Origin of the sequence: Zhongshania aliphaticivorans, assembly GCF_001586255.1 — a bacterium.
GTDB classification, from domain to species: Bacteria; Pseudomonadota; Gammaproteobacteria; order Pseudomonadales; family Spongiibacteraceae; genus Spongiibacter; species Spongiibacter aliphaticivorans.
The window spans coordinates 660074-681259 of sequence record NZ_CP014544.1 but is presented as its reverse complement, the minus strand read 5'-3'; the positions used below and the strand labels follow the sequence as shown (position 1 = coordinate 681259).

At 46.9% G+C, this 21186-nt stretch carries 21 protein-coding genes; 9 read left to right on the top strand and 12 right to left on the bottom strand.

Annotation, left to right across the window (positions count from 1 at the left end; all coding sequences use genetic code 11):
• Complete coding sequence (gene tatB, locus AZF00_RS02945; RefSeq protein WP_008248025.1) at nt 1–339, top strand: Sec-independent protein translocase protein TatB; 339 nt, start codon at nt 1–3, stop codon at nt 337–339.
• On the top strand, nt 336–1076 hold the full coding sequence (gene tatC, locus AZF00_RS02940; protein ID WP_008248027.1) for a twin-arginine translocase subunit TatC: 741 nt from the start codon (nt 336–338) through the stop codon (nt 1074–1076). Before tatB ends, tatC begins: the two co-directional genes overlap by 4 nt.
• Nucleotides 1077–1456: 380 nt before the next feature.
• Here the strand turns inward: tatC and AZF00_RS02935 are convergent, their stop codons facing one another.
• Nucleotides 1457–2491 (bottom strand): IS110 family RNA-guided transposase, encoded by a 1035-nt coding sequence (locus tag AZF00_RS02935; RefSeq protein WP_008248029.1) that lies wholly within the window; start codon nt 2489–2491, stop codon nt 1457–1459.
• A 700-nt stretch (nt 2492–3191) separates the two neighbouring features.
• Between AZF00_RS02935 and AZF00_RS02930 the strand changes: the two genes are divergently transcribed.
• From AZF00_RS02930 to AZF00_RS02905, 6 genes are all read left to right on the top strand, one after another.
• The gene (locus tag AZF00_RS02930; protein WP_008248031.1) at nt 3192–4355 is read left to right on the top strand and encodes an alkane 1-monooxygenase; all 1164 of its coding nucleotides are present in this window, start codon (nt 3192–3194) and stop codon (nt 4353–4355) included.
• A 4-nt stretch (nt 4356–4359) separates the two neighbouring features.
• Nucleotides 4360–4530 (top strand): rubredoxin, encoded by a 171-nt coding sequence (locus AZF00_RS19565; protein ID WP_373088615.1) that lies wholly within the window; start codon nt 4360–4362, stop codon nt 4528–4530.
• A 12-nt stretch (nt 4531–4542) separates the two neighbouring features.
• Nucleotides 4543–4707 (top strand): rubredoxin, encoded by a 165-nt coding sequence (locus AZF00_RS19560; protein WP_008248040.1) that lies wholly within the window; start codon nt 4543–4545, stop codon nt 4705–4707.
• Between the two features lie 12 nt (nt 4708–4719).
• Nucleotides 4720–6864: a PQQ-dependent dehydrogenase, methanol/ethanol family gene (locus AZF00_RS02915; protein ID WP_008248041.1), complete on the top strand. Its 2145-nt coding sequence runs from the start codon at nt 4720–4722 to the stop codon at nt 6862–6864.
• An 88-nt stretch (nt 6865–6952) separates the two neighbouring features.
• On the top strand, nt 6953–7579 hold the full coding sequence (locus tag AZF00_RS02910; protein ID WP_008248042.1) for a class I SAM-dependent methyltransferase: 627 nt from the start codon (nt 6953–6955) through the stop codon (nt 7577–7579).
• 89 nt (nt 7580–7668) lie between these two features.
• Nucleotides 7669–8664 carry an AraC family transcriptional regulator gene (locus AZF00_RS02905; protein WP_008248043.1) on the top strand — a complete coding sequence of 332 codons (996 nt, stop codon included), beginning with the start codon at nt 7669–7671 and terminating at the stop codon, nt 8662–8664.
• 65 nt (nt 8665–8729) lie between these two features.
• On the opposite strand, the gene AZF00_RS02900 is transcribed toward AZF00_RS02905, so the two are convergent.
• The 11 genes from AZF00_RS02900 to paaZ form a co-directional block, all read right to left on the bottom strand.
• Complete coding sequence (locus tag AZF00_RS02900) at nt 8730–9491, bottom strand: nuclear transport factor 2 family protein (RefSeq protein WP_008248046.1); 762 nt, start codon at nt 9489–9491, stop codon at nt 8730–8732.
• 133 nt (nt 9492–9624) lie between these two features.
• Nucleotides 9625–10044 carry an Rrf2 family transcriptional regulator gene (locus AZF00_RS02895; protein ID WP_008248048.1) on the bottom strand — a complete coding sequence of 140 codons (420 nt, stop codon included), beginning with the start codon at nt 10042–10044 and terminating at the stop codon, nt 9625–9627.
• A 97-nt stretch (nt 10045–10141) separates the two neighbouring features.
• Nucleotides 10142–10642 (bottom strand): hydroxyphenylacetyl-CoA thioesterase PaaI, encoded by a 501-nt coding sequence (gene paaI, locus AZF00_RS02890; protein WP_008248049.1) that lies wholly within the window; start codon nt 10640–10642, stop codon nt 10142–10144.
• A gap of 123 nt (nt 10643–10765) precedes the next feature.
• Entirely contained in the window at nt 10766–11857 is a 1092-nt protein-coding gene (gene paaE / locus AZF00_RS02885; RefSeq protein WP_008248050.1) for a 1,2-phenylacetyl-CoA epoxidase subunit PaaE, read from the bottom strand.
• 30 nt (nt 11858–11887) lie between these two features.
• On the bottom strand, nt 11888–12409 hold the full coding sequence (gene paaD / locus AZF00_RS02880) for a 1,2-phenylacetyl-CoA epoxidase subunit PaaD (protein WP_008248051.1): 522 nt from the start codon (nt 12407–12409) through the stop codon (nt 11888–11890).
• 17 nt (nt 12410–12426) lie between these two features.
• Entirely contained in the window at nt 12427–13194 is a 768-nt protein-coding gene (paaC, locus tag AZF00_RS02875) for a 1,2-phenylacetyl-CoA epoxidase subunit PaaC (protein WP_008248052.1), read from the bottom strand.
• Between the two features lie 8 nt (nt 13195–13202).
• A complete protein-coding gene (paaB, locus tag AZF00_RS02870; protein ID WP_008248054.1) occupies nt 13203–13493 on the bottom strand; it encodes a 1,2-phenylacetyl-CoA epoxidase subunit PaaB in 291 nt (96 codons plus the stop codon).
• A 10-nt stretch (nt 13494–13503) separates the two neighbouring features.
• On the bottom strand, nt 13504–14475 hold the full coding sequence (gene paaA, locus AZF00_RS02865) for a 1,2-phenylacetyl-CoA epoxidase subunit PaaA (RefSeq protein WP_008248056.1): 972 nt from the start codon (nt 14473–14475) through the stop codon (nt 13504–13506).
• Nucleotides 14476–14496: 21 nt separating this feature from the next.
• A complete protein-coding gene (gene pcaF / locus AZF00_RS02860) occupies nt 14497–15702 on the bottom strand; it encodes a 3-oxoadipyl-CoA thiolase (protein ID WP_008248058.1) in 1206 nt (401 codons plus the stop codon).
• Nucleotides 15703–15784: 82 nt separating this feature from the next.
• Nucleotides 15785–16576: a 2-(1,2-epoxy-1,2-dihydrophenyl)acetyl-CoA isomerase PaaG gene (gene paaG, locus AZF00_RS02855; protein WP_008248060.1), complete on the bottom strand. Its 792-nt coding sequence runs from the start codon at nt 16574–16576 to the stop codon at nt 15785–15787.
• Between the two features lie 15 nt (nt 16577–16591).
• The gene (gene paaZ / locus AZF00_RS02850; RefSeq protein WP_008248064.1) at nt 16592–18634 is read right to left on the bottom strand and encodes a phenylacetic acid degradation bifunctional protein PaaZ; all 2043 of its coding nucleotides are present in this window, start codon (nt 18632–18634) and stop codon (nt 16592–16594) included.
• Nucleotides 18635–18835: 201 nt separating this feature from the next.
• Here paaZ and AZF00_RS02845 point away from each other — a divergent pair, with 201 nt between their 5' ends.
• The gene (locus AZF00_RS02845; protein ID WP_008248066.1) at nt 18836–20941 is read left to right on the top strand and encodes a 3-hydroxyacyl-CoA dehydrogenase NAD-binding domain-containing protein; all 2106 of its coding nucleotides are present in this window, start codon (nt 18836–18838) and stop codon (nt 20939–20941) included.
• Nucleotides 20942–21186: the final 245 nt, after the last annotated feature.

The following is a 21186-nucleotide window of genomic DNA, read 5'->3' as shown; positions in this document are numbered from 1 at the left end:
ATGTTCGATATGAGCTTTCTTGAATTACTGGTCGTCGGGATAGTCGGCTTGCTGGTTCTCGGCCCAGAACGGTTGCCTGGCGCAATCAGGACGGGGTCGCTTTATGTTGGCCGATTGAAGCGTGGCTTTAACAAGTTGCGCTTTGAGATTGAAGATGAAATCAACGCCACAGAAATACGTACCAAGCTGAAAAGTGACGCAATATACCGAATCGATGACGATCTTGCCGCGTTAAAACAGAATTTTCATAAAGCTATTAATAGCGAACCTGACGCAAGCACTGAGATCGCCACAGGCGACAACTCACGTTCGGCAAATAATGAAGTACGAGAGTTATGATTGCCAACGCGGAGAGTGACAAGGCTACTAACCTTACCGCGCATTTAACAGAACTGCGTGATCGGCTTTTACGTTTTCTCGTCGCAATGCTTATATCTACATTGTGCTTAATGCCGTTTTCACAAGATATTTACAGCCTCATTGCCGACCCACTTTTGCAATACCTACCGGAAGGTGGAAGTATGATTGCAACTGAGGTTACGTCGACCTTTATGGCACCACTGAAGCTTGTGCTATGCACAGCCTTCGCGTTGTCAATGCCGGTTTTTCTATATCAGCTCTGGGGATTTATATCACCAGGGCTATACCGAAAGGAACAACACCTCGGTATTCCACTGCTAATTTCCAGCGTATTGCTATTTTATATTGGCATAGCCTTTGCTTTTTACGTAGTATTTCCGCTCGTATTTAGCTTTTTTAGCAGCGCTACACCGACAGGCGTTTCTTACACCCCCGACATATCACTCTATCTCAATACCGTGCTTAAGCTATTTCTGGCTTTTGGCCTTACCTTCGAAATTCCTATTGCTACGGTACTGCTCATTACCAGTGGTATAACAAGCAGAAAAGCATTAAGTGAAAAACGACCGTATATTATATTGGCCTGTTTTGTAGTTGGAATGGTTTTGACACCACCCGACATCATATCTCAGGCATTACTCGCGGTACCGATGATCATGCTATTTGAACTTGGCCTACTCTTTAGCCTTTTGATTAAAATCAAACACTCCGATTAAATTTAAACACGCAGTTAGCAAAAAGCAATTTTCATCTTTACCTCCAACATGCGGGGTTACAATGATGACCAACCATATCTACTAATGCCAAATACCCAGCCTAAAACCTAAGGAATCTCTTACATGGACACCGCCCGTTTGCCAAGTAAAGGGTTCTGACAATATAAATCGAATGCAGTCTTACATCCGGCCTATTGATGAGCATTCAGCGCTCTGGCCCCAATGATATTTGCCGACAGGGCCCTATCTGCACATCGAGGTCTTTCCTCAAGAGATTCCTCGGGTTTGACCCGCCGCGGTTCGACCGTACTGTCATTGTCTTTACCTGTGCAATCGTTGGCTGTACTTCTCTCTTTTAGCCCTTGTTAACCCTTGCTTCTTTATTTTGCTGTAGCGTGATAACACTCGTTCCTGCTCAGCAATACCCAGGCAATCCTTGCCATTTTATTCGCCAGCGCCACAGCCCCTTCATTGGGGTGACAGCGCAGCAATAATTGCTCCACCCAAGGATTGCCGCCAGGCTGCCCCAGCGCTAACCGTCGGCGGATATGCCGAATCACGGCTCTGGCACCATGGATGAGCAACCCTCGAAGGTAGCTATCCCCTCGCTTACTGATTCCCAGTAAACGAGGCTTACCGCCAGAGGAATGCTGTCGAGGCACCAATCCTAGGTACGCTGCCAGTTGCCGTCCATTGCGGAAGCTTTGGCCATCACCGACTGTCGCAGCCAGTGCCGTGGCTGTCTGCAAGCCCACACCAGGAATGCTGGCTAAACGCTGGCTCTGCTCTGCCTGCTTATGCCAAGCCTGCAGGTATACCTCCAAATCATGAATCTGCTCCACCAGTTGAAGGTACTGCGTTCTGAGTGTTGCTACTGTGTGACGAGTCAGCATCGGCAGCCCATTGTCACCGTCTTCCAGCAAACTCGGCAATTGCCGAAGTAACACACGCTCTCCTTGAGCAAGGACAATACCGTACTCAGATAACAGCCCTCGCAGGTGGTTGCTCACGGCCACCCGCTGTTTCACCAGCAGGCGGCGCGAATGGTGTAAATGCAGCACCGATTGTTGCTCAGGGGACTTCTCAGCCACAAAACGCATTGAGGGTCGCTGTATGGCTTCGCAAATTGCCTCCGCATCATTGCGGTCATTTTTGTTGGCTTTGAGATAGGGCTTAACAAACGCGGGCGCCATCATTTTGACCTCATGTCCCAGTCGGCGAATTTCTCGTAACCAGTAATGCGCACCTCCGCAGGCCTCCATGCCCATCAAGCAAGGGGGGCAATTGGCAAAAAATGAAAGTAGCTGTGAGCGCCGCAGGGTTTTCCTTATAGCTACTTCCCCGTTGGCTGTTATGCCATGAACCTGGAAAACATGCTTTGCCAGATCTAAACCAATTACGCTAACCTCATTCATAACACCGTCCTCTCTGCTAGTTGATTGTCGAAACTCAACTATGGCACTTAGATGCCGATTCAGGGAGGGCGGTGTCCATATCATCTGCATAACCCCAAAAATTTGCGATAATGCCGGCATCATCCATTTTACTCGGAATAGTATATGAGCCAATTCACCTTTGCCGAAGCGGAATACCAAAATAAAAATCGCAAACCCGCCGCGAGCGGTTCCTTGAAAAAATGGATGCACAGATTCCGCGGGTAAAGCAAGAGAAAAATCTATGGAAATACTACCCGAAAGTCGAGAACGGGAGCCCACCCACCTCCCGGGGAACAGCGCATGTAAGCAGGAAAAATGCAGCTTACAGGCCATAACGAGAGGCGGAATTTTCTGTTTCGTAGTTTAATGGACGTGAAAATTCATGTTTTGCGAAAACAAAGCGATTTTGCGGACCGTCCCTAACAGTTAATATCTCAAGCCTTACCCGATACCCCCCCCATTCAAATATTACGCTTAACTGATCCAAGAACAAAATCAAGATATAAATATTACCCGGTAGGGGCAATATAACTCAATGAAAAAGCCCGTTTATCTCAGATCGTAATGAAACATTAATTCGTTATATGGATAGGAGATACGCAAACGGGATATATATGCATTTCCCGTTCATACTACGATACGCCTACTAAAATAAATTAGTTAGTAGGCGGTAATTGTAATGGCTCAATATAATACTTATAACCACGTTGAAAAAATAAAGAATAAGGACTCCAAACGATACCTATGGTGGCTTCCACTGTTGGTAGCAGTGTCACCGATCATCGGTATAAAAATATACGAAGCTACGGGTAACCCATTATTCCCATGGCTTACCCCTATTCTTTGGTATGTATTTATCCCACTAGGGGACCTTGTATTTGGTAGGGATGATGCAAATTACCGAGAAAGCAGATCAAACGAGATTGAGAACGATGCGTTTTATAAATGGCTCGTATTCCTTTCCGTGCCGCTTTTTTATGTGACCTGGATATATTCTGCTTGGTGGCTAGCTACTGTTGCCAATAGCACTACAGCCTACTTAGGTGTCACTATCGGCGTAGCTTTGACAAATGGACTTGCGTTGGTAGTTGGGCATGAGCTAGGTCACAAGAATAATCGACAAGAAAAGAATTTGGCCAAATTGGTATTAGCTGTTCCAGCGTACGGCCATTTTTCTGCAGAGCATAATAGAGGTCACCATAAAGATGTCGCCACTCCTGACGATCCAGCTTCAGCTAGGCTGGGTGAGTCGTTATATAAATTCATTCTTAGAGAGATTCCCGGCGCATTTGCACGAGCATTTCATGATGAGAATATAAGACTAAAAAGAAAAGGAAAGTCAGTATTTAGTATTGAAAATCAAATTCTTCAATCGTTTTCCATTACATTTCTTCTGTATGGCGGCGCACTTTACGCATGGGGACCAGTAATACTTCCATTCATCCTGATATCAACATTGTGGGGATGGCAATTCCTTTCTACGTCAAACTATATTGAGCATTACGGCTTATTGCGACAAAAACAGGAAGACGGAAGATTTGAGCGGACTCGCCCAGAGCACTCGTGGAATGCAGATCATATTGTATCTAATATTATGACATTTCATCTACAGCGGCACTCAGATCATCACTCACGCCCTACTCGTCGATATCAAGTCCTTCGAAGTGACGATGCCCCACAGCTACCAACAGGGTATGCGGGGTGCTTCACAATGGCCTACCTACCTTTCTTATGGCGCAAAGTGATGGATCACAGAGTTTTAGAACAATATAACGGCGATATTTTGAAAGCAAACCTAGACCCAAAGAAGCGCGATGCCTTAATAAGAAAATACGCTAAGTGAGGTAATGATGAATAAATATATCTGTCCAGGCTGTGGCTACATCTACAGCGAAGATTCTGGAGATGAATTTGAAGGATTTCCCGCAGGCACTAAGTGGATCGACATTCCCACCGACTGGGCTTGCCCCTCCTGCGCAGTGCGCGACAAACCAGATTTCAAAAAAATAGAAGATTAGGAACTATTTTTAATGTTAAAAAAATACGAATGCATTGTATGCGGCTTTATATATGACGAAGAAATCGGCATTCCTGACGATGGCATAGTGGCGGGTACAAAATGGGATGACATCCCTGAATCTTGGACTTGTTATGAGTGTAGCGCACCGAAATCCGATTTTGAAAATATGGAGTGAAAATAATTCACAATGAATATTAATAATAAATTAAATCATGCAATTGTGGCTATAGGAATTACATTATTTTGTGGCTGCACAGGCACAGGCACAGGCACAGGCAGAGACAATCGCACTAGTGCGAAACCTGCTAGCACTGGCACTGAGATTGAATCTATTGACTGGCCAATGCACGGAAACGACGCTTACGAACAGCGCTATTCGGTACTATCGGATATTAATACCGATAATATTTCTAAGCTTGGACTCGCATGGTACCAAGATCTACCAGAAAATCGAGGGCAAGAAGCCACACCAATTGTGATCGATGGTGTTATTTATACTACGTCTGCATGGAATCATGTTCATGCTTTCTTAGCCGAAACTGGCGAAGTACTTTGGGAATATGATCCCAAAGTTCCTAAGTCCACAGGAGTTAAAGGATGTTGCGACGCGGTAACAAGGGGCTTGGCCTACCACGACGGGGGAGTCTATCTAGCGACATTAGATGGCAGACTTATAGCGCTTGATGCGGAAACCGGTAGCATGCGCTGGAGTGTGAATACTGTAGATAGCTCTTTGAACTACACTATCACTGGAGCCCCAAGAGTTGCAAATGGGAAAGTATTCATAGGTAATGGGGGCGCAGAATATGGTGTACGGGGATACATCACAGCTTACGACATAAACTCAGGGGATCTAGTGTGGCGTTTTTACACTGTCCCTGGCACAAAAAGCCATGAAACAGGTACAGAACCACAAGCTTTAATGGATGAAACCTGGTCAAAAAGTAACAGTCCATTAGAAAAAGGAGGGACTGTTTGGGATACTATCGTCTATGACCCCGATACAAATAGCCTACTCTTTGGCGTTGGCAATGGCTCACCGTGGAACCCGAATATCCGGTCGCCCGGCGGAGGTGACAATTTATTTTTATCCTCTATAGTTTCTGTCAACGCTGATACCGGAAAATATAAGTGGCACTATCAAACTACTCCAGGAGAGGCGTGGGACTTCACAGCAACCCAGCCAATTGTACTAGCTAATATTAATATTGACGGTTTAGATCGAAAAGTCGCAATTCAAGCGCCTAAAAACGGATTCCTATATGTCTTAGATCGAACCAATGGGAAATTGATTTCAGCAGAGAAATTTGTTGACGTTAATTGGGCATCACATATTGATAAATCCACCGGGCGCCCGGTTATAAACCCAGACGCTCAATATTGGAAAACTGGCAAGCCTGCTCTGGTTAAACCGTCCTGGATGGGAGGTCATAATTGGCACCCAATGGCTTTCGACCCCAATTCAAATACACTTTATATCCCAGCCCAAAATACTTCTTTCCCTTACTTGGCGGAAGACGAACAAAGCCCTTCTAAACTGGCGGTAAATCTCGGTGTAGATACGAAAGCGGCTAATTTACCAGACGACCCAAAGGTTATAGCTGCAGTAAAAGATGCTACATCTGGCTCGCTACTTGCCCGCAACGTTCTTACCGGCGAAGATCTTTGGCAAGTAGAGTATCCTGGTGTTTGGAATGGTGGCGTTTTAGCTACAAAAGGAGGTTTAGTATTTCAAGGATCTGCTACGGGTTATGTAAACGCTTACAACTCAAAAAATGGTCATCTATTATGGCGCTTTAATGCTCAGACCGGTGTTGTTGCGCCTCCGGTGACGTTCAAAGTAAACGGCCGACAATATATCGCAGTGAACGCCGGGTGGGGGGGGATCATGCCACTTATGACTGGTGTTTTAACTCAGGATGCCGCGCAAGGCTACCCAGTTAATAAAAGCCGCCTATTGGTTTTCAAAATTGGAGGCAACACCAATTTACCCGACGATAAACGAGCCACCTTGAAGATACAACCCTCTACACAGCTAGGTGACCCAGCCGCAATTACGAAAGGGTTTGAGATTTACGACCGGTATTGTATTAATTGCCATGGCGCAGGAGCTGTTGGTGGCGGTGTAATCCCAGACCTCAGATATTCTGGATTTAACAGGGCACCTAACGCATGGCTTTCAGTTGTTAGAGATGGAATCTTAGAATCTAGAGGCATGGTGTCTTACAAGGATGAGCTGAGTGACGCAGACATAGAAAGCGTACGGCAGTATATCCTAGGGCGAACTAAGTACGCCAAAGATAGCGGCGATGATGAGCGCCCTGCTCGATGAAGTTTTTGATTAAGCCATATACTTAATTGGATACTACAATTTATATCTGACCTCTAGTTAATAAAAAAATTACATAATAGGATTAACCATGAGCTTTTATGACGATAAAGTTTTACCACACATTTTAGATAAACTCTGTAGTCAAAATTCAGTCATGAGTTTGAGAGAGCGAGTGGTTCCATTAGCTCGAGGTATAGTACTCGAAGTTGGAATCGGCAGCGGTATTAATTTACATCTATACAACCCTAGTACCGTCGATTTTGTCTGGGGACTCGAGCCCTCAAATGGAATGCGACATAAAGCGCAACATAATATTAACAAGTCCCCAGTCAACGTAAAGTGGTTAGATCTTCCTGGGGAAGAAATCCCCTTAGAAAACAATAGCGTTGACACTATTCTGCTCTGCTATACTCTATGCAGCATCTCTAATAGCGCTAAAGCTCTACAGAAAATGCATCGAGTTCTAAAGGAAGATGGAATATTATTATTTTGCGAGCACGGCAAATCTCCGGAAACTGATATTGCAAAATGGCAGCAACGGGTAACACCTACATGGAAAAAGATTGCCGGTGGCTGTCATCTTAACCGGCCTATTCAAGAATTGATAGCTTCTTCCGGCTTTGATGTTATTGAAGTAGAAACATGCTACATGGATGGATTCCCAAAGATAATGGGCTACATGTATCTAGGGCAGGCAAAAAAAATTCCAAAATAAATTTTACAACCTTAGGCTCAATAAAAGGCACCCTTTAATGGAAATTTATTTTACTCTCTGCTTATTGATCACAATGACTATTTATTTTTATGAATAAAAATTTTAATCTGATAATGGATACTGTTTTTAAAAACAGCGTTGACCCTGATGAAGCCTGCTCTTTGGTAGGATCAGTCTATCAACCACACAGGCTTAATTTGTGCCGCACGTCCGATCTGCTATCCGCAAATATGGAGCACCGCTCAATTTCTGAAACATCCTTAAGTCGATTAGCTTACAACGCAAACATCCACATACAATCTGAACCGTTCCAAAATTTCTATTTGGTAATGCTACCAGTTAGCGGTCATTTTAACATTCGCCAGAATAATATAGAAAAAACCGCCTCGGCCGGAAATCCCGTAATATTAGACACAGATAAGAATATTGACATGCAATGGTCTAATGATTGTGAAAATATAATATTTAAATTAGATAAAAATCTGATCGATCGCACTCTGCTGGAATCTTACGGGGTAGAAGCGAAACTTGCCGTCGCATTCAACTGCACAGATGGGGAAAAAAGTAATCTAGATAAGTTCTCCATTATGTTAAATAATTTTGTTATAAACAACCCATATTTAAGCGACTTACAAAACAACTCCGAAATGTTTAAAAATATTGAAAGAGTTCTAGCTCTATCCTTGCTATCTGGAAGCCACAGCCATGTTGAGGATATTGAAAAAATAAAGTACAGAGTACTTCCAAAGGTAATCGTTAAAGCCAAAGAATTCATGGAAGAAAACTACTCAAAAAAAATCACCGTTCAAGATATTGCCAACCACGTTTGTATTAGCGCTCGCTCCCTTCAAAAAGGGTTTGAGCAGTATGAGTGTTCGACCCCAATACTCTACTTAAGAAGGCTTCGCTTGAGAAGAGCCCGAGAGCTCCTTGTTTTTTCACGACGTGAAAATGTTGGAATTAAGATTTCCGAAATAGCAATGCGCTGTGGATTCTACCACTTCGGAAATTTTAGCAAATTTTACTTAGAAGAATTTGGGGAAACGCCCTCTGTAACACGCTCTGGACGAAAGTCCGCTTTATAGCTTCTGCACGCAGAGCTCCTATGGTTTGCATTCGATAATGCGCTACCCCCTAACTAAATTTCTCCTTAGAATTTCCCGTTATTATTTTGCCATGCATCCCGCGCTGGAATCTCTTCGACCACGTCCCAGTGCTCAACTATTTTTCCGTCGGCTAAACGGAACATGTCATAAAAGGCAACGTCATTACCATTGAAGCGCCCACCAGAAGCGACCAGCGCAAAGTTGCCTTTACCTAGCACCATATGCACTTTGCTATAGGCTACCTCTACGCCTTCTTCTGCCCACTGACCAAAGGCTTCTGCAAGACCATCCAAACCGTCTCTAACCATGGGGTGATGCTGAATATAGGTTTGGGCACTGACAAATTCCTCCGCCCTAGACAAGTCTCCCACCATCAAAATATTTTCTACAAATGCGCGGGCCACTAATTTATTGGCAGCAGTACAATCTATATCTACGATCTCAACGGGGCCGTCCAGTAGGCTGCGACCGCTGGGATTAGCTGGCATAAGTGGCTGTGCGTTATCCCAATGCTCAACTACGTAATCACCCTCAAATCGAAATATATCAAAAACCGCTTTTGCGCCGCCAATATCTATCTCACTATGGGCAACAACGTAGTCTCCATCTTGAAATACCCGCTTTGTTGACACTTTAGCCAGACCATCTGGCAGTGACGCCACCAGCCCACGAAATCCTGCGGGGCCATCAGGCACATAGAGATTATGTTGAATATAAGCCTTGTCATCGATAAGGCTCATTGCATCCGTATCTTTTGTCTCTATCGCTTTAAGTAAGTCTACGACCTTGGCTTCACGAATATTCATATTTCAGTCCTCTTAACTTTCATCTCACACGCTAAACGCGCCCATAAATACTCACCAAAAAATGATTTTAGTAAGTAAATCCTTATTAATGTAACAAAAACTGTTACATTAATGTGCAAATTTTTTAGCGGGACTAGCCCGCTATCTCTACTTTCGCCACCAAATCTCTAATCGTTACTTTTCCGAGAACGGCCTCAACCATGCATTGTGTACTCGAAAGCACTCCTCCTAAAAGCCCTTCAATATTACGACCTACAGGACACTGGGGATTAGACGTTGGGTGCACCCGAAACAACTGCCCTTCCTCGTCTACGGCCCGCCATACATCGAACAAAGTGATACTGCTGGCAGGTCGAGCAAGACGGACGCCGCCACTGGCGCCACGCTCAGAGCTTGTAATTTTCGCATCGTTTAAGCTAATAAGCAGGCGTCGAATTAGCGCCGCATTAGTACCCACGCTGGATGCAATCAACTGGGACGAGATTGGTCGCGTCTCATCCAAGCTAATAACAGTTAGTACATGTACCGCTACTGCAAATCGGGTATTGCTCATAATTTTAATCAGACAATGTATTTGTAACCATTATGATTACTTATTATTGTCTGTCAAGTGAAGCGCGCTATTTTTCTGTATAGCATCTTATTCCGCCTTAACTAGGCTTTAGCTGGGCCTTGGCTAGGTACTCAGCGGCTTTGCTTTGCAATTCGCGCCCGTCCATCAATACACCCTGTACTTGATAGGAGCGCCCACGGAATGTTGCTAGCAGCTCGGCTCGCTGATTTACAATACTGACATCGTATACCCCTGTCCGCTTGCCCCGTGATAGCTCCTTTGCTGTAGCAGTTAATCGATCCCCAAGTTTAGCCGGTGCAATATAGTCGATTGTGCAAGCTTGCCCAACAGTCACTGCATTATAAGTATTACAGGCAAACGCAAACGCTGAGTCGGCGAGTGTAAAAATATACCCGCCATGACAGCTATCGTGGCCCTGTATCATCACATCGCTAACGATCATACTGAGCACTGCTTCGCCAGGTACTATCGTGTCTATCACCATTCCCAGCGCGCGCGTTGCTAAATCGCGCTCATACATTAGCGCCGCACAAGATTCTGCTAACTGTTGTGGCGATAATTCAACGGTACTTTGCATTAACAATCCCCAATAGCCTTAAATAAAAAAGGCGCATGACCCAATACTTAAAAAGGTGATGCGCCCAATATCGGTCTAATAATCGAAATAGCGACTAGCCCCATTTGGGCGTCGCGAACTTAATTATTTCTCGTCAAAGCTAACAACCACCCTGTCGCTTATTGGATGCGCCTGGCAGGTAAGAATAAAGCCACGCTCAACATCTGACGCATCTAGACCATGGGTAATATCTTGATCTACCTCGCCCTCTACAAGATGCGCTTTGCAGGTGGAGCAAACCCCACCCTTGCAACTGTATGGCAGGTCTATTCCGTTATTCATACCGGCATCTAATATATTCTCGCCGTCAGCAGCAAGGTCAAAGCTACTAGCCCGACCGTCGGCAATGATCGTCACCTCACTGGTTTTACCCGCATAGGTTTTAGCCCGAGCGTGATGCTTTTTAACCACTGTATCGGCATCTTCGGCCGAAGAGCCAAATAGTTCAAAGTGAATATTATCGTCTGCAACGCCAAAACCACGCAGCCCCCTAGACACCTCAGAGATCATCGACTCTGGACCACAAATATAATAACTATCGAACTGACCAAGTGGCAGTAAGCGTTTGCTTAAGGCCGCGCCTTTGGCGTTATCAAGACGGCCGTTAAGCAGATCGACACCTTGATCTTCACGACTCAATATATTCACCCAGTGAAAGCGGGTCATAAACCGATTTTTCAGGAAGCTTAGCGCGGTGCGAAACATCATGGTGTTCGTGCGCTGATTACCGTACAAAAGCGTAACTCGGCTTTCAGGCTCTACTTCTAGTACCGACTTAATATTCGACAACACCGGGGTAATACCACTCCCAGACGCAATAAAAAGATAATTGCTCGCTTTCGCTGGATCTAGGGCCACACTAAAACTACCCTGCGGCGGCATAATTTCTAGCGTTGTGCCCTCCGCAAGCTGGTCATTAGCAAAGTTAGAAAATTTTCCGCCTTCAACTCGCTTAATAGCGATTTTCATACTTTTATCGTTTATACCCGAGCATATTGAATAAGAGCGCTGTATAGGCTCTCCGTCGATTTCAGCGCGCAGAGTTAAGTATTGACCTGGGCGGTATGTAAATGTGGCAGCAAGCTCTGAAGGGACCTCAAAACTCAGCACTACGGCGTCATCGGTTTCTTTTGTACTGCGCGAAACGGTAAGCGGATGGAAATAATTGGCCTTCATGCCCCAATACCCTCAAATAAGCTAAAGTAGCTAAATATTTTTAAAATAATCAAATGCTTCACTGCAGGCCTTGCAACGGTAAAGTGACTTACATGATGTAGAACCAAACTCACTTATTACCGCCACATCCATTGAATTACAGTGTGGGCATTGAATTCCTATATTCGAATTTTTACTGGGCGCAATTCCGTAATCCTGCAATTTTTTACGCCCCTCAGACGACATCCATGCAGTTGTCCAGGCTGGCGACAGCTTAGACTCAACCCGACCATTCACGTACCCCGACTTTTGCAATGCAATGAGAATATCTTCCTTCATTACATCAACAGCGGGGCAACCAGAATAGGTCGGGGTGATCGTTACGAGTAATTCCTCGCCCACTTTTTTTATATCTTGTAATACACCGAGATCCCAAATACTAAGAACAGGTATCTCAGGGTCTTTTACTGCGTCTAACAGATCCCATATTTCTGGAATATCAGACTCACGTCGTCGCCTGCGACGCTGGTACTCCTCCAATGGCAAAAGCGGAATAAGCTTGCTGTCTTTCATGGCGTTATTCCCAGGCTCTACCAACGACAGCCAGGATAGGCACGCTGCACATATTGCAATTCAGCTAACAAATGCCCTAGGTGCTCGGTATGGAAGCCAATACGCCCACCTTTAACTGCCCAACTTGCCGGTGGCAAAGTCACATTCGCTTCAGCAAAAGTTGTCGATACCGAACTAAACCAACGGTCAAATAAGGTACTGCGATCAACGGCAACGCCAATTTCACACAAGTCACGCTCAAGATCGTCCATCTCGAACAACTCGGTGGTATAGCCCGTCAACTCATCTAAGGCCGCCTGCAAGCGACGACGACTTTCGTCTGTGCCGTCCCCTAAGCGCAACATCCACTCGCGACTACGACGCAGATGATAACTTGTCTCTTTTGCCGACTTAGCAGCAATACCAGCAAGATCACTGTCTTTTGAATTAAGCAACTCAGCAAGAAATAAGGCCTCGTACTCATCCAACAAATATTGCCGAGCCAGCGTAAACGCGAAATCACCACGCGGTAGCTCATGCATCAGCAAATTGGTGAAATCACGACAATCTCGCTGGTAGGCTAGTGAGTCCTCGGTACTGCCGTTACCACGCAATTGCGCGGCATAATTTAAAAAATTACGCGCTCGCCCCACATAATCTAGGGCAACATTCGTTAGCGCTAAATCTTCTTCTAAAAATGGGCCATTGCTACACCACTCGCTTAAACGGTGCCCCAATACCAAGGCGTCATCGCCAAGTCGAAGTGCATACACGCTTATTGCTTGATCTATATCTCGTTCTTTCATTGCCGACCTCACATGCTGTTCACTTCATCAGGAAGCTTATAATGGGTAGCGTGCCGATACGGCTTGTCATCAAGCGGGTCGTAGAAGCTCTCGCAATCACTTTCTTGTGACGCACAAATATCCGATGACTTAACCACCCAGATGCTCACGCCTTCGCTGCGTCGTGTATAAACGTCTCGCGCATATTCCAACGCCTGCTCCTGATCTTCAGCATGCAGGCTGCCGACATGCTTATGGTCTAGCCCGCGACGAGAGCGAAGGAACACTTCGTATAACTTCATATTTACGTTGTCAGTCATGATTTTCTCCTTATGCAACTTCTCGGCTGCGCTTTTTTTCTTCGTATGCACAGATTGCATCTCTAACCCAAGACCCCTCATCGTGCGCTCGACGGTGATGAGCAACTCGCTCGCGATTACAATGGCCGCTGCCGCTAACGACGCGATCAAACTCCGCCCAGTCGATTTCGCCAAAATCAAAATGACCACGCTCTTCATTCCATACTAAATCTGGGTCTGGCAGAGTGAGCCCGATTGCCTTAGCCTGCTCCACACTTTGATCGACAAACTTCTGACGTAGCTCATCGTTTGTTTGGCGCTTTACCTTCCATTTCATGGATTGTGCAGAGTGCGCAGAAGCTGCGTCGTGTGGGCCGAACATCATTAATGATGGCCACCAAAAACGGTTAACGGCGTCTTGAGCCATGGCCTTTTGCTCGGCAGAGCCCTCCATTAACGTCATGAGGATGTGGTAACCCTGACGCTGATGAAAACTTTCTTCTTTGCAAATTCGTACCATGCTCCGTGCATAAGGACCATAAGACGTGCGCTGTAGCGAAACCTGGTTAACGATTGCTGCACCATCTACCAGCCAGCCAATCGCGCCCATATCTGCCCAACTTAATGTTGGATAGTTAAAAATTTGCGCGTATTTAGCCGAGCCATCGTGAAGCGATTCAATTAGCTCCTCACGCGTTATACCCATGGTTTCCGCTGAACTATAAAGGTAAAGGCCATGACCCGCTTCGTCTTGTACCTTTGCAAGCAAAACGGCTTTGCGGTGCAATGTTGGCGCGCGAGTAATCCAATTACCCTCCGGTTGCATGCCGATCACTTCTGAATGGGCATGCTGAGAGATCTGGCGAATCAGATTTTTGCGATACTTCTCCGGCATCCAATCTTTTGGTTCTATTTTTTCTTCCGCATCAATACGCTCTTGAAAATGCGCATTCAAACCTTCTAACTCACTTGAGGAGAGTTCTTTTGAATCAAACTGGATCATTTTAGTACTCCTTTTAATTCCTTAAACACGCTCGATTACAATGGCAATACCTTGGCCTACGCCGATACACATAGTGCAAAGTGCATAGCGCTTTTTACGTTCGATCAATTCATAAACAGCCGTAGTGACCAAGCGCGCCCCGCTCATTCCTAATGGATGACCTAGCGCTATGGCGCCGCCATTTGGGTTAACACGCGCGTCGTCTTCGGCGATATTTAATGCTCTCAATACTGCTAGGCCTTGCGCCGCAAATGCCTCATTTAGTTCAATAACATCCATGTCAGCAATTGTTAAACCGGTCTGCTCCAAAACCTTACGGCTTGCCTCTACTGGTCCGTAGCCCATAATTCTTGGTGCCAAACCACTTGCAGCCATGCCCAGCACTTTGGCTTTTGGTGTTAAACCGTAACGACTAGCTGCCTTTTCCGACGCTAACAATAAGGCGCAGGCGCCGTCGTTAAGACCCGAGGAGTTACCTGCCGTTACTGTTCCGTCCTGTCGAAAGGGCGTTGGTAATTTCGCTAGGCCTTCAAGGGTGGTTTCAGCACGGGGGTGCTCGTCGCGGTCAATAATTAGCGGCTCACCTTTGCGACGCGGAATGCTCACCGCAGCAATTTCACAGTCGAAACGACCCCGCGCTTGCGCAGCCGCCGTACGCTGTTGCGACACATAGGCAAACTTGTCTTGATCTTCCCTGCTAATATTAAAATCTGCCGCAACGTTTTCTGCGGTTTCGGGCATGGAGTCCACGCCGTACTGGGCCCTCATTGCTTTATTAATAAAGCGCCACCCCAAGGTGGTATCAAACATTTGGCTATTACGGCCAAAGGCAGAATCGGTCTTTGAAACAACGAAAGGAGCGCGGGACATCGACTCGACACCGCCAGCAATGACAAGCTCTGCTTCACCTGTTTTTATTGCCCGCGCCGCGTTACCCACCGCATCCATTCCAGACCCACACAGACGATTAAGGGTCACACCAGGCACGTCGACCGGCAAGCCCGCAAGTAGCGCCGACATCCGCGCCACATTCCGATTATCTTCACCAGCTTGGTTCGCGCAGCCGTAAAAAACGTCATCTACCTTCGACCAATCAACGCCTGGGTTTCGCGCTATTAAAGCCCGCATTGGCACTGCACCGAGATCATCCCCGCGCACTGGCGCTAACGCGCCACCGTAACGGCCAATTGGCGTACGCTGGGCGTCACAAATAAAAACATCTCTCAAGCTTTTCAATTTCTTCTCCTAAACCCTTAATCGCGCTTACACTCTTGTAATTCTTACAGCGCCAGCGTCGCTACTAGATAGATTATTCACCACGAAATTCAGGATTGCGCTTTTCTATAAAGGCAAAGACGCCCTCTTTGTAGTCGTATGTTTTACCAGCGCTGCGCATCAGCTCCTTCTCTACCTCGAGCTGCTCATCAAGGCTATTGGTGGCTGACGATAGGAAGGCCTTCTTAGTAAAGGCAAAACCCCGTGTTGGCTGAGTCGCCATCTGCTTCGCCAGTGCTAACACGGTGTCCATCAGGACTTCGTCGTCAACAACTTGCCAAATCATTCCCCAATCTGCGGCCTGTTCAGCAGACACCTTAGGCCCAAGCATCGCGAGGCCTCTGGCCCTTGCCATGCCGACCAGACGCGGTAGCATCCACGTACCACCTGAATCAGGAATTAGACCTAGCTTTGCAAAGGACTCAATGAAACTTGCCTTGCGACCGGCGATAACAATATCGCAGGCTAAGGCGATATTTGCGCCCGCACCGGCGGCGACGCCATTAACCGCACAAATAACGGGCTTTTCCATGTGGGCAATTAAACGGATTAAAGGGTTATAGTAATTCTCTACTGAATCACCCAGATCGGGCATGGTGTCGCTAGGTGCAACGGCACGGTCATTTAAGTCTTGCCCGGCGCAAAATCCGCGACCATTTCCGGTAATAACAACACAGCGAACAAGTTTGTCTTCTGCCGCTTGGCTCAGTACTTTGCGCACCTCGCCATGCATTTCCGCCGTAAAACTATTCAATGAGTCGGGTCGATTAAGGCGCAGCAAGGCAACGCCATCTTCTACCGTGAATTCGATATTTTCGTAATTCATAACAATTCTCCTCGCTCAAACTTCGCGGCGTTCAACCAGTGTCAGAATGTCGTAAATAGCAACTGCAACATCGTGCTGATTGGTGACCTCGATAGCCCACGCAACAACACCGTTAGCTTTCTCATCGCCGCGGGGTGTTTTCTTGATCTTCTTCTTAACGGTCAGTTTGGCGCGGATGGTATCGCCGATGCCCACGGGCTCGATAAAGCGCAAATTATCTAAGCCATAGTTTGCAATAACAGGGCCTTGTGAAGGCTCAACAAACATACCGGCAGCCGCAGAAATCACAAAATAGCCATGCGCCACGCGCTTGCCAAAGAAGGAGTCTTTGGCGGCAATTTCGTCAAAATGAGCATAGAAATGATCGCCACTAACACAGCCGAAATTCACGATATCGGCTTCAGTCACTGTGCGGCGGTGGGTTATTAGCGTTTCGCCAATTTGTAGATCTTCAAAGTATTTTTTGAACGGGTGAACGCCATCACTCTCTACCACCCCACCGCGATGATATTCAGAGGTAATAGCAGACAGCATATTAGGAGAACCCTGCAACGCAGTGCGCTGCATATAATGCTTAACCGCGCGCAAGCCACCGAGTTCTTCGCCACCACCAGCACGACCAGGCCCACCATGAACCAACATCGCGAGCGGTGAACCATGACCGGTAGATTCTTTAGCGCAATCGCGGTTAAGAATATGAATTCGGCCATGCCAAGCTGCTGCTGCCAGCACCAACTCGCGCGCTTCGGCATTGTCGAAAGTAACCACTGAAGCGACTAAACTACCTTTGCCGAGCTGCGCAATGCGAATTGCATCGTCAATGCTGTCGTAGGGCATTACGGTACTTACCGGACCAAAAGCCTCGATCTCGTGCACTAACATTTTCTCAAAAGGCTTATCGCATTTGAGAAGAGTTTTTGGGAAAAAGGCGCCGACTTTATTATCTGCACCCACTAAATCTAGACAGTCGCCACCGCCGTAGACAAGCTCACATTCTTCAGTAAGACGTGCTACCTGACTACGCACATCCTCAACCTGACTCTTGCTTACCAAGGCGCCCATGCGAACACTTTCATCACTCGGATTACCAACAGTGATTTTGTCTAGCCGCGCACTTAGCGCCTCGATAACATCGCCCATTAAGGCGCGTGGCACCACAATTCGACGAATAGCCGTGCATTTCTGACCGGCCTTAACCGTCATCTCTTTAACAACTTCTTTAACGAACAGGTCAAACTCGGGATCGTCCTTTGCTACCGTCTTACCCAGAATGGCGCAATTTAGGGAGTCTGCTTCCATCGTAAAGGGAATTGAGTTTGCGACAATATTTGGGTGAGTCCGCAACTTGCGGCCGGTACTGGCAGAGCCTGTAAAGGTGACTAAATCTTGTTCATTGAGGTGTTCAAAGAGATCGCCAACGGAACCGCAGATAAGCTGTATAGCGCCTTCGGGCAGGAACCCACCATCAACAATCGCCTTAACCATCGCTTGGGCAAGAAAGGCATTAGGGCTGGCGGGCTTCACAATAACGGGAACACCGGCAATCAGGCTAGGCGCGATTTTCTCGAGCATACCCCAGCACGGAAAATTGAAGGCGTTGATGTGCAATGACACACCACGCTTAGAGGTTAAAATATGGCGACCGAGGAAGCTGCCACCCCGCGATAGGTTTTCAACGTCGCCCTCAACCGTCATTACATCATTTGGCAGTTCACGTGTTGCGAGGCTGGCATAGGTAAATACGGTGCCTAAACCACCTTCTATATCCACCCAACTGTCGGCACGGGTTGCACCGGTTTTAGCCGATAACGCATAAAAATCTTCTTTATCCGCCATTAGCTGCTTAGCCATTGCCTTGAGTGCAGCGGCACGCTCATGAAAGGTCATGGCCCGCAGTGCAGCGCCACCAACTTCTCTGCCGTAACGCAATGCCTGCGCAAAATCGACGCCGTCGCTAGAGACATAACACAAGGTTTCGCCGCTTACAGCGTCGAACGTTTCCACGCCTCTACTTTCGCCTTCACGCCATTCACCGGCAATATAACTGCTGAGCTTCATAAACCAGACTCCACTGCTGTTTTTATTTGCAACACAAGGTCCCACTAGAACCCCCGAAACTTGCTTCGAGACCCATGGGTTTAATTACTCGATATGATACACATATTAATATGATACACAATAGATGCTTCAAACTACTTTTTGTGTAACACTTTAGACAATCTCAAGCTGAATTAGCCATAAGCACCGGAGCGCCCAACAATGTCCACCAATGCAACAAATACATTAACAGCCGCGATATGTTATGAACGTCGCGGAAAAATTGGCTTAATCTCAATAAACAACCCACCAATAAACGCCATATCTGCCGCCGTGCGAGAAGGCTTAATCAGCGCCTTAACAAGGGCCAAAGCCGACAAGGTAAGCTCCGTACTTATTTACTGCATGGGTAAAACCTTTATTGCAGGCGCAGATATAACCGAGTTTGGCAAACCACAAACCGGCCCGACTCTGCCGGAAGTCATTTCTGCAATTGAAGAATTTCCAGTACCAGTGATCGCCGCGTTACACGGTAACGCCTTAGGCGGCGGCCTTGAAATAGCAATGGCGGCGCATTACCGATGCGCCGCGCAAAATACCAAACTCGGCCTCCCAGAAGTCACACTTGGACTGGTGCCAGGCTCCGGCGGCACCCAAAGATTGCCTCGCCTCATTGGCGTTGAAAAAGCACTTGCGATGATTTCTAGCGGTAAGGCAATTTCCGCAGATGAGGCCCTGCAATGCGGTTTAATCGACCAAATTATTGCAGCCTCACTACCAGAATCCGGTATCGCCTACGCCAAGGAACTTATCGACAATGGCGCCAAAGTTCGGCCTACCAGCGCACTGATTGCGTCGCCCGTAGACGAACACTTCTTTGAAAATAAAAAGAATTCCTTGAAACCGACGGGAATACTGGCGCCAGCTTATATACTCGAACTCATTGAGCTCGCCACAAAAACCGATATTCATGAGGGCCAGCGGGTAGAAAGAGAGCGATTTTTAGAATGTCGCAGCTCTGCGGGTTCTGCAGCCCTACGCCATATTTTTCTTGCCGAAAGGGCCTGTACTAAGCTCCCAGATATTGCGCCATCCGTAACACCTAGACCAATTAATAAGGTCGCCGTCATTGGCGCAGGAACGATGGGCGGCGGCATTGCCATGTGCTTCGCAAGCGCCGGCTTTCCCGTAACATTAATAGAAACGGCCCAAGAAAATCTCAATCGCGGCCTAGATCAAATTGAGGCTAACTATAATCAATCTGTAAAACGCGGCCGCCTCAGCCAGGATCAACTTGCGAAAGCCATTAGCAATATAAAACCCAGCTTGCAGTACGCTGACATTGCCGATGCCGACCTAGTGATTGAGGCAACCTTTGAAAATATGGATGTAAAAAAGGCGGTCTTTTCCAAACTCGTCGAGGTTTGCAAGCCAAACTGCATCCTTGCCACTAACACCTCTTATTTAGATGTTAATACCATCGCCGATGTCACCGGACGCCCGCAAGACGTTATCGGCGCACATTTCTTCAGCCCCGCAAATATTATGAAACTCTTGGAAGTGGTGCGAACCCAAAAAACCGCACCTGAGGTGGTCATGAGCGTTATGGTTATAGCTAAACGCATCGGTAAAGTCGCCGTTGCCGTTGGCGTATGCCACGGCTTTGTGGGTAACCGCATGTTCAAGGCCTACGCCCGTCAAGCTCAGCTCTTACTGCTGGAAGGCTGCACCCCAGCGCAAGTCGATACCGTAATACAAACCTGGGGCATGGCTATGGGGCCCCTCGCGGTGGGAGACTTAGCCGGTATCGATATTAGCTACCGATCGCGACGAGATCAGGGTATTTGCAGCGGTAGCATCGCCGAGTTCGCGCTCCCCGACTTACTGGTTGAAATGGGCCGTCTTGGCCAAAAGTCGGGATCTGGCTATTACAATTACGAGCCGGAAACCCGCGCACGCAAGAATGACCAATCTGTACACGACCTTATTCAAAGCATAGCAAACCAGTGGTGCATTACTCGGCGAGAAATTTCAAATGACGAGATCATTGACAGACTAAGCCTCGCCCTCATCAATGAAGGCGCGCATATACTTGACGAGGGCATAGCGGCTCGGCCAAGCGACATTGACGTAGTCTACGTAAATGGCTACGGCTTTCCGAGGTGGCGCGGCGGGCCAATGTATTTGGCGGATAAAATAGGGCTTGATAAAGTGGTGCGCAAACTTGAAATACTTCGCGAGCAAACCGGCGATACGTGCTGGGAACCTGCTAAACTACTGCACAAACTGGCCGCAACCAGCCAAACACTAAGCTCGCTTAACAATTAAGCGCAACTCGCACTTATCATGAGCCTTTTATCGTCAACAGTACACATGCGATGATAGGCTCAGTTATTATCCGCTATCGACCTGATATTCACAAATAATTCTACGAATTTCAATTCTCAATAGCAGCCCCTTCAATCTTGAACTACTACGACAAAGCATTTCATAATTAACTCATGGTAGTGATAAACTAAGCCTCTATATAAGTGAAAATTTAAGCACACTTGTAGCTGAACTTATTCAGGGAT

Coding starts and splice junctions, on each gene's coding strand:
- tatB (WP_008248025.1), top strand. CDS start 1: ATGTTCGATATGAGCTTTCTTGAATTACTGGTCGTCGGGATAGTCGGC.
- tatC (WP_008248027.1), top strand. CDS start 336: ATGATTGCCAACGCGGAGAGTGACAAGGCTACTAACCTTACCGCGCAT.
- AZF00_RS02935 (WP_008248029.1), bottom strand. CDS start 2,491: ATGAATGAGGTTAGCGTAATTGGTTTAGATCTGGCAAAGCATGTTTTC.
- AZF00_RS02930 (WP_008248031.1), top strand. CDS start 3,192: ATGGCTCAATATAATACTTATAACCACGTTGAAAAAATAAAGAATAAG.
- AZF00_RS19565 (WP_373088615.1), top strand. CDS start 4,360: ATGATGAATAAATATATCTGTCCAGGCTGTGGCTACATCTACAGCGAA.
- AZF00_RS19560 (WP_008248040.1), top strand. CDS start 4,543: ATGTTAAAAAAATACGAATGCATTGTATGCGGCTTTATATATGACGAA.
- AZF00_RS02915 (WP_008248041.1), top strand. CDS start 4,720: ATGAATATTAATAATAAATTAAATCATGCAATTGTGGCTATAGGAATT.
- AZF00_RS02910 (WP_008248042.1), top strand. CDS start 6,953: ATGAGCTTTTATGACGATAAAGTTTTACCACACATTTTAGATAAACTC.
- AZF00_RS02905 (WP_008248043.1), top strand. CDS start 7,669: ATGAATAAAAATTTTAATCTGATAATGGATACTGTTTTTAAAAACAGC.
- AZF00_RS02900 (WP_008248046.1), bottom strand. CDS start 9,491: ATGAATATTCGTGAAGCCAAGGTCGTAGACTTACTTAAAGCGATAGAG.
- AZF00_RS02895 (WP_008248048.1), bottom strand. CDS start 10,044: ATGAGCAATACCCGATTTGCAGTAGCGGTACATGTACTAACTGTTATT.
- paaI (WP_008248049.1), bottom strand. CDS start 10,642: ATGCAAAGTACCGTTGAATTATCGCCACAACAGTTAGCAGAATCTTGT.
- paaE (WP_008248050.1), bottom strand. CDS start 11,857: ATGAAGGCCAATTATTTCCATCCGCTTACCGTTTCGCGCAGTACAAAA.
- paaD (WP_008248051.1), bottom strand. CDS start 12,409: ATGAAAGACAGCAAGCTTATTCCGCTTTTGCCATTGGAGGAGTACCAG.
- paaC (WP_008248052.1), bottom strand. CDS start 13,194: ATGAAAGAACGAGATATAGATCAAGCAATAAGCGTGTATGCACTTCGA.
- paaB (WP_008248054.1), bottom strand. CDS start 13,493: ATGACTGACAACGTAAATATGAAGTTATACGAAGTGTTCCTTCGCTCT.
- paaA (WP_008248056.1), bottom strand. CDS start 14,475: ATGATCCAGTTTGATTCAAAAGAACTCTCCTCAAGTGAGTTAGAAGGT.
- paaG (WP_008248060.1), bottom strand. CDS start 16,576: ATGAATTACGAAAATATCGAATTCACGGTAGAAGATGGCGTTGCCTTG.
- paaZ (WP_008248064.1), bottom strand. CDS start 18,634: ATGAAGCTCAGCAGTTATATTGCCGGTGAATGGCGTGAAGGCGAAAGT.
- AZF00_RS02845 (WP_008248066.1), top strand. CDS start 18,836: ATGTCCACCAATGCAACAAATACATTAACAGCCGCGATATGTTATGAA.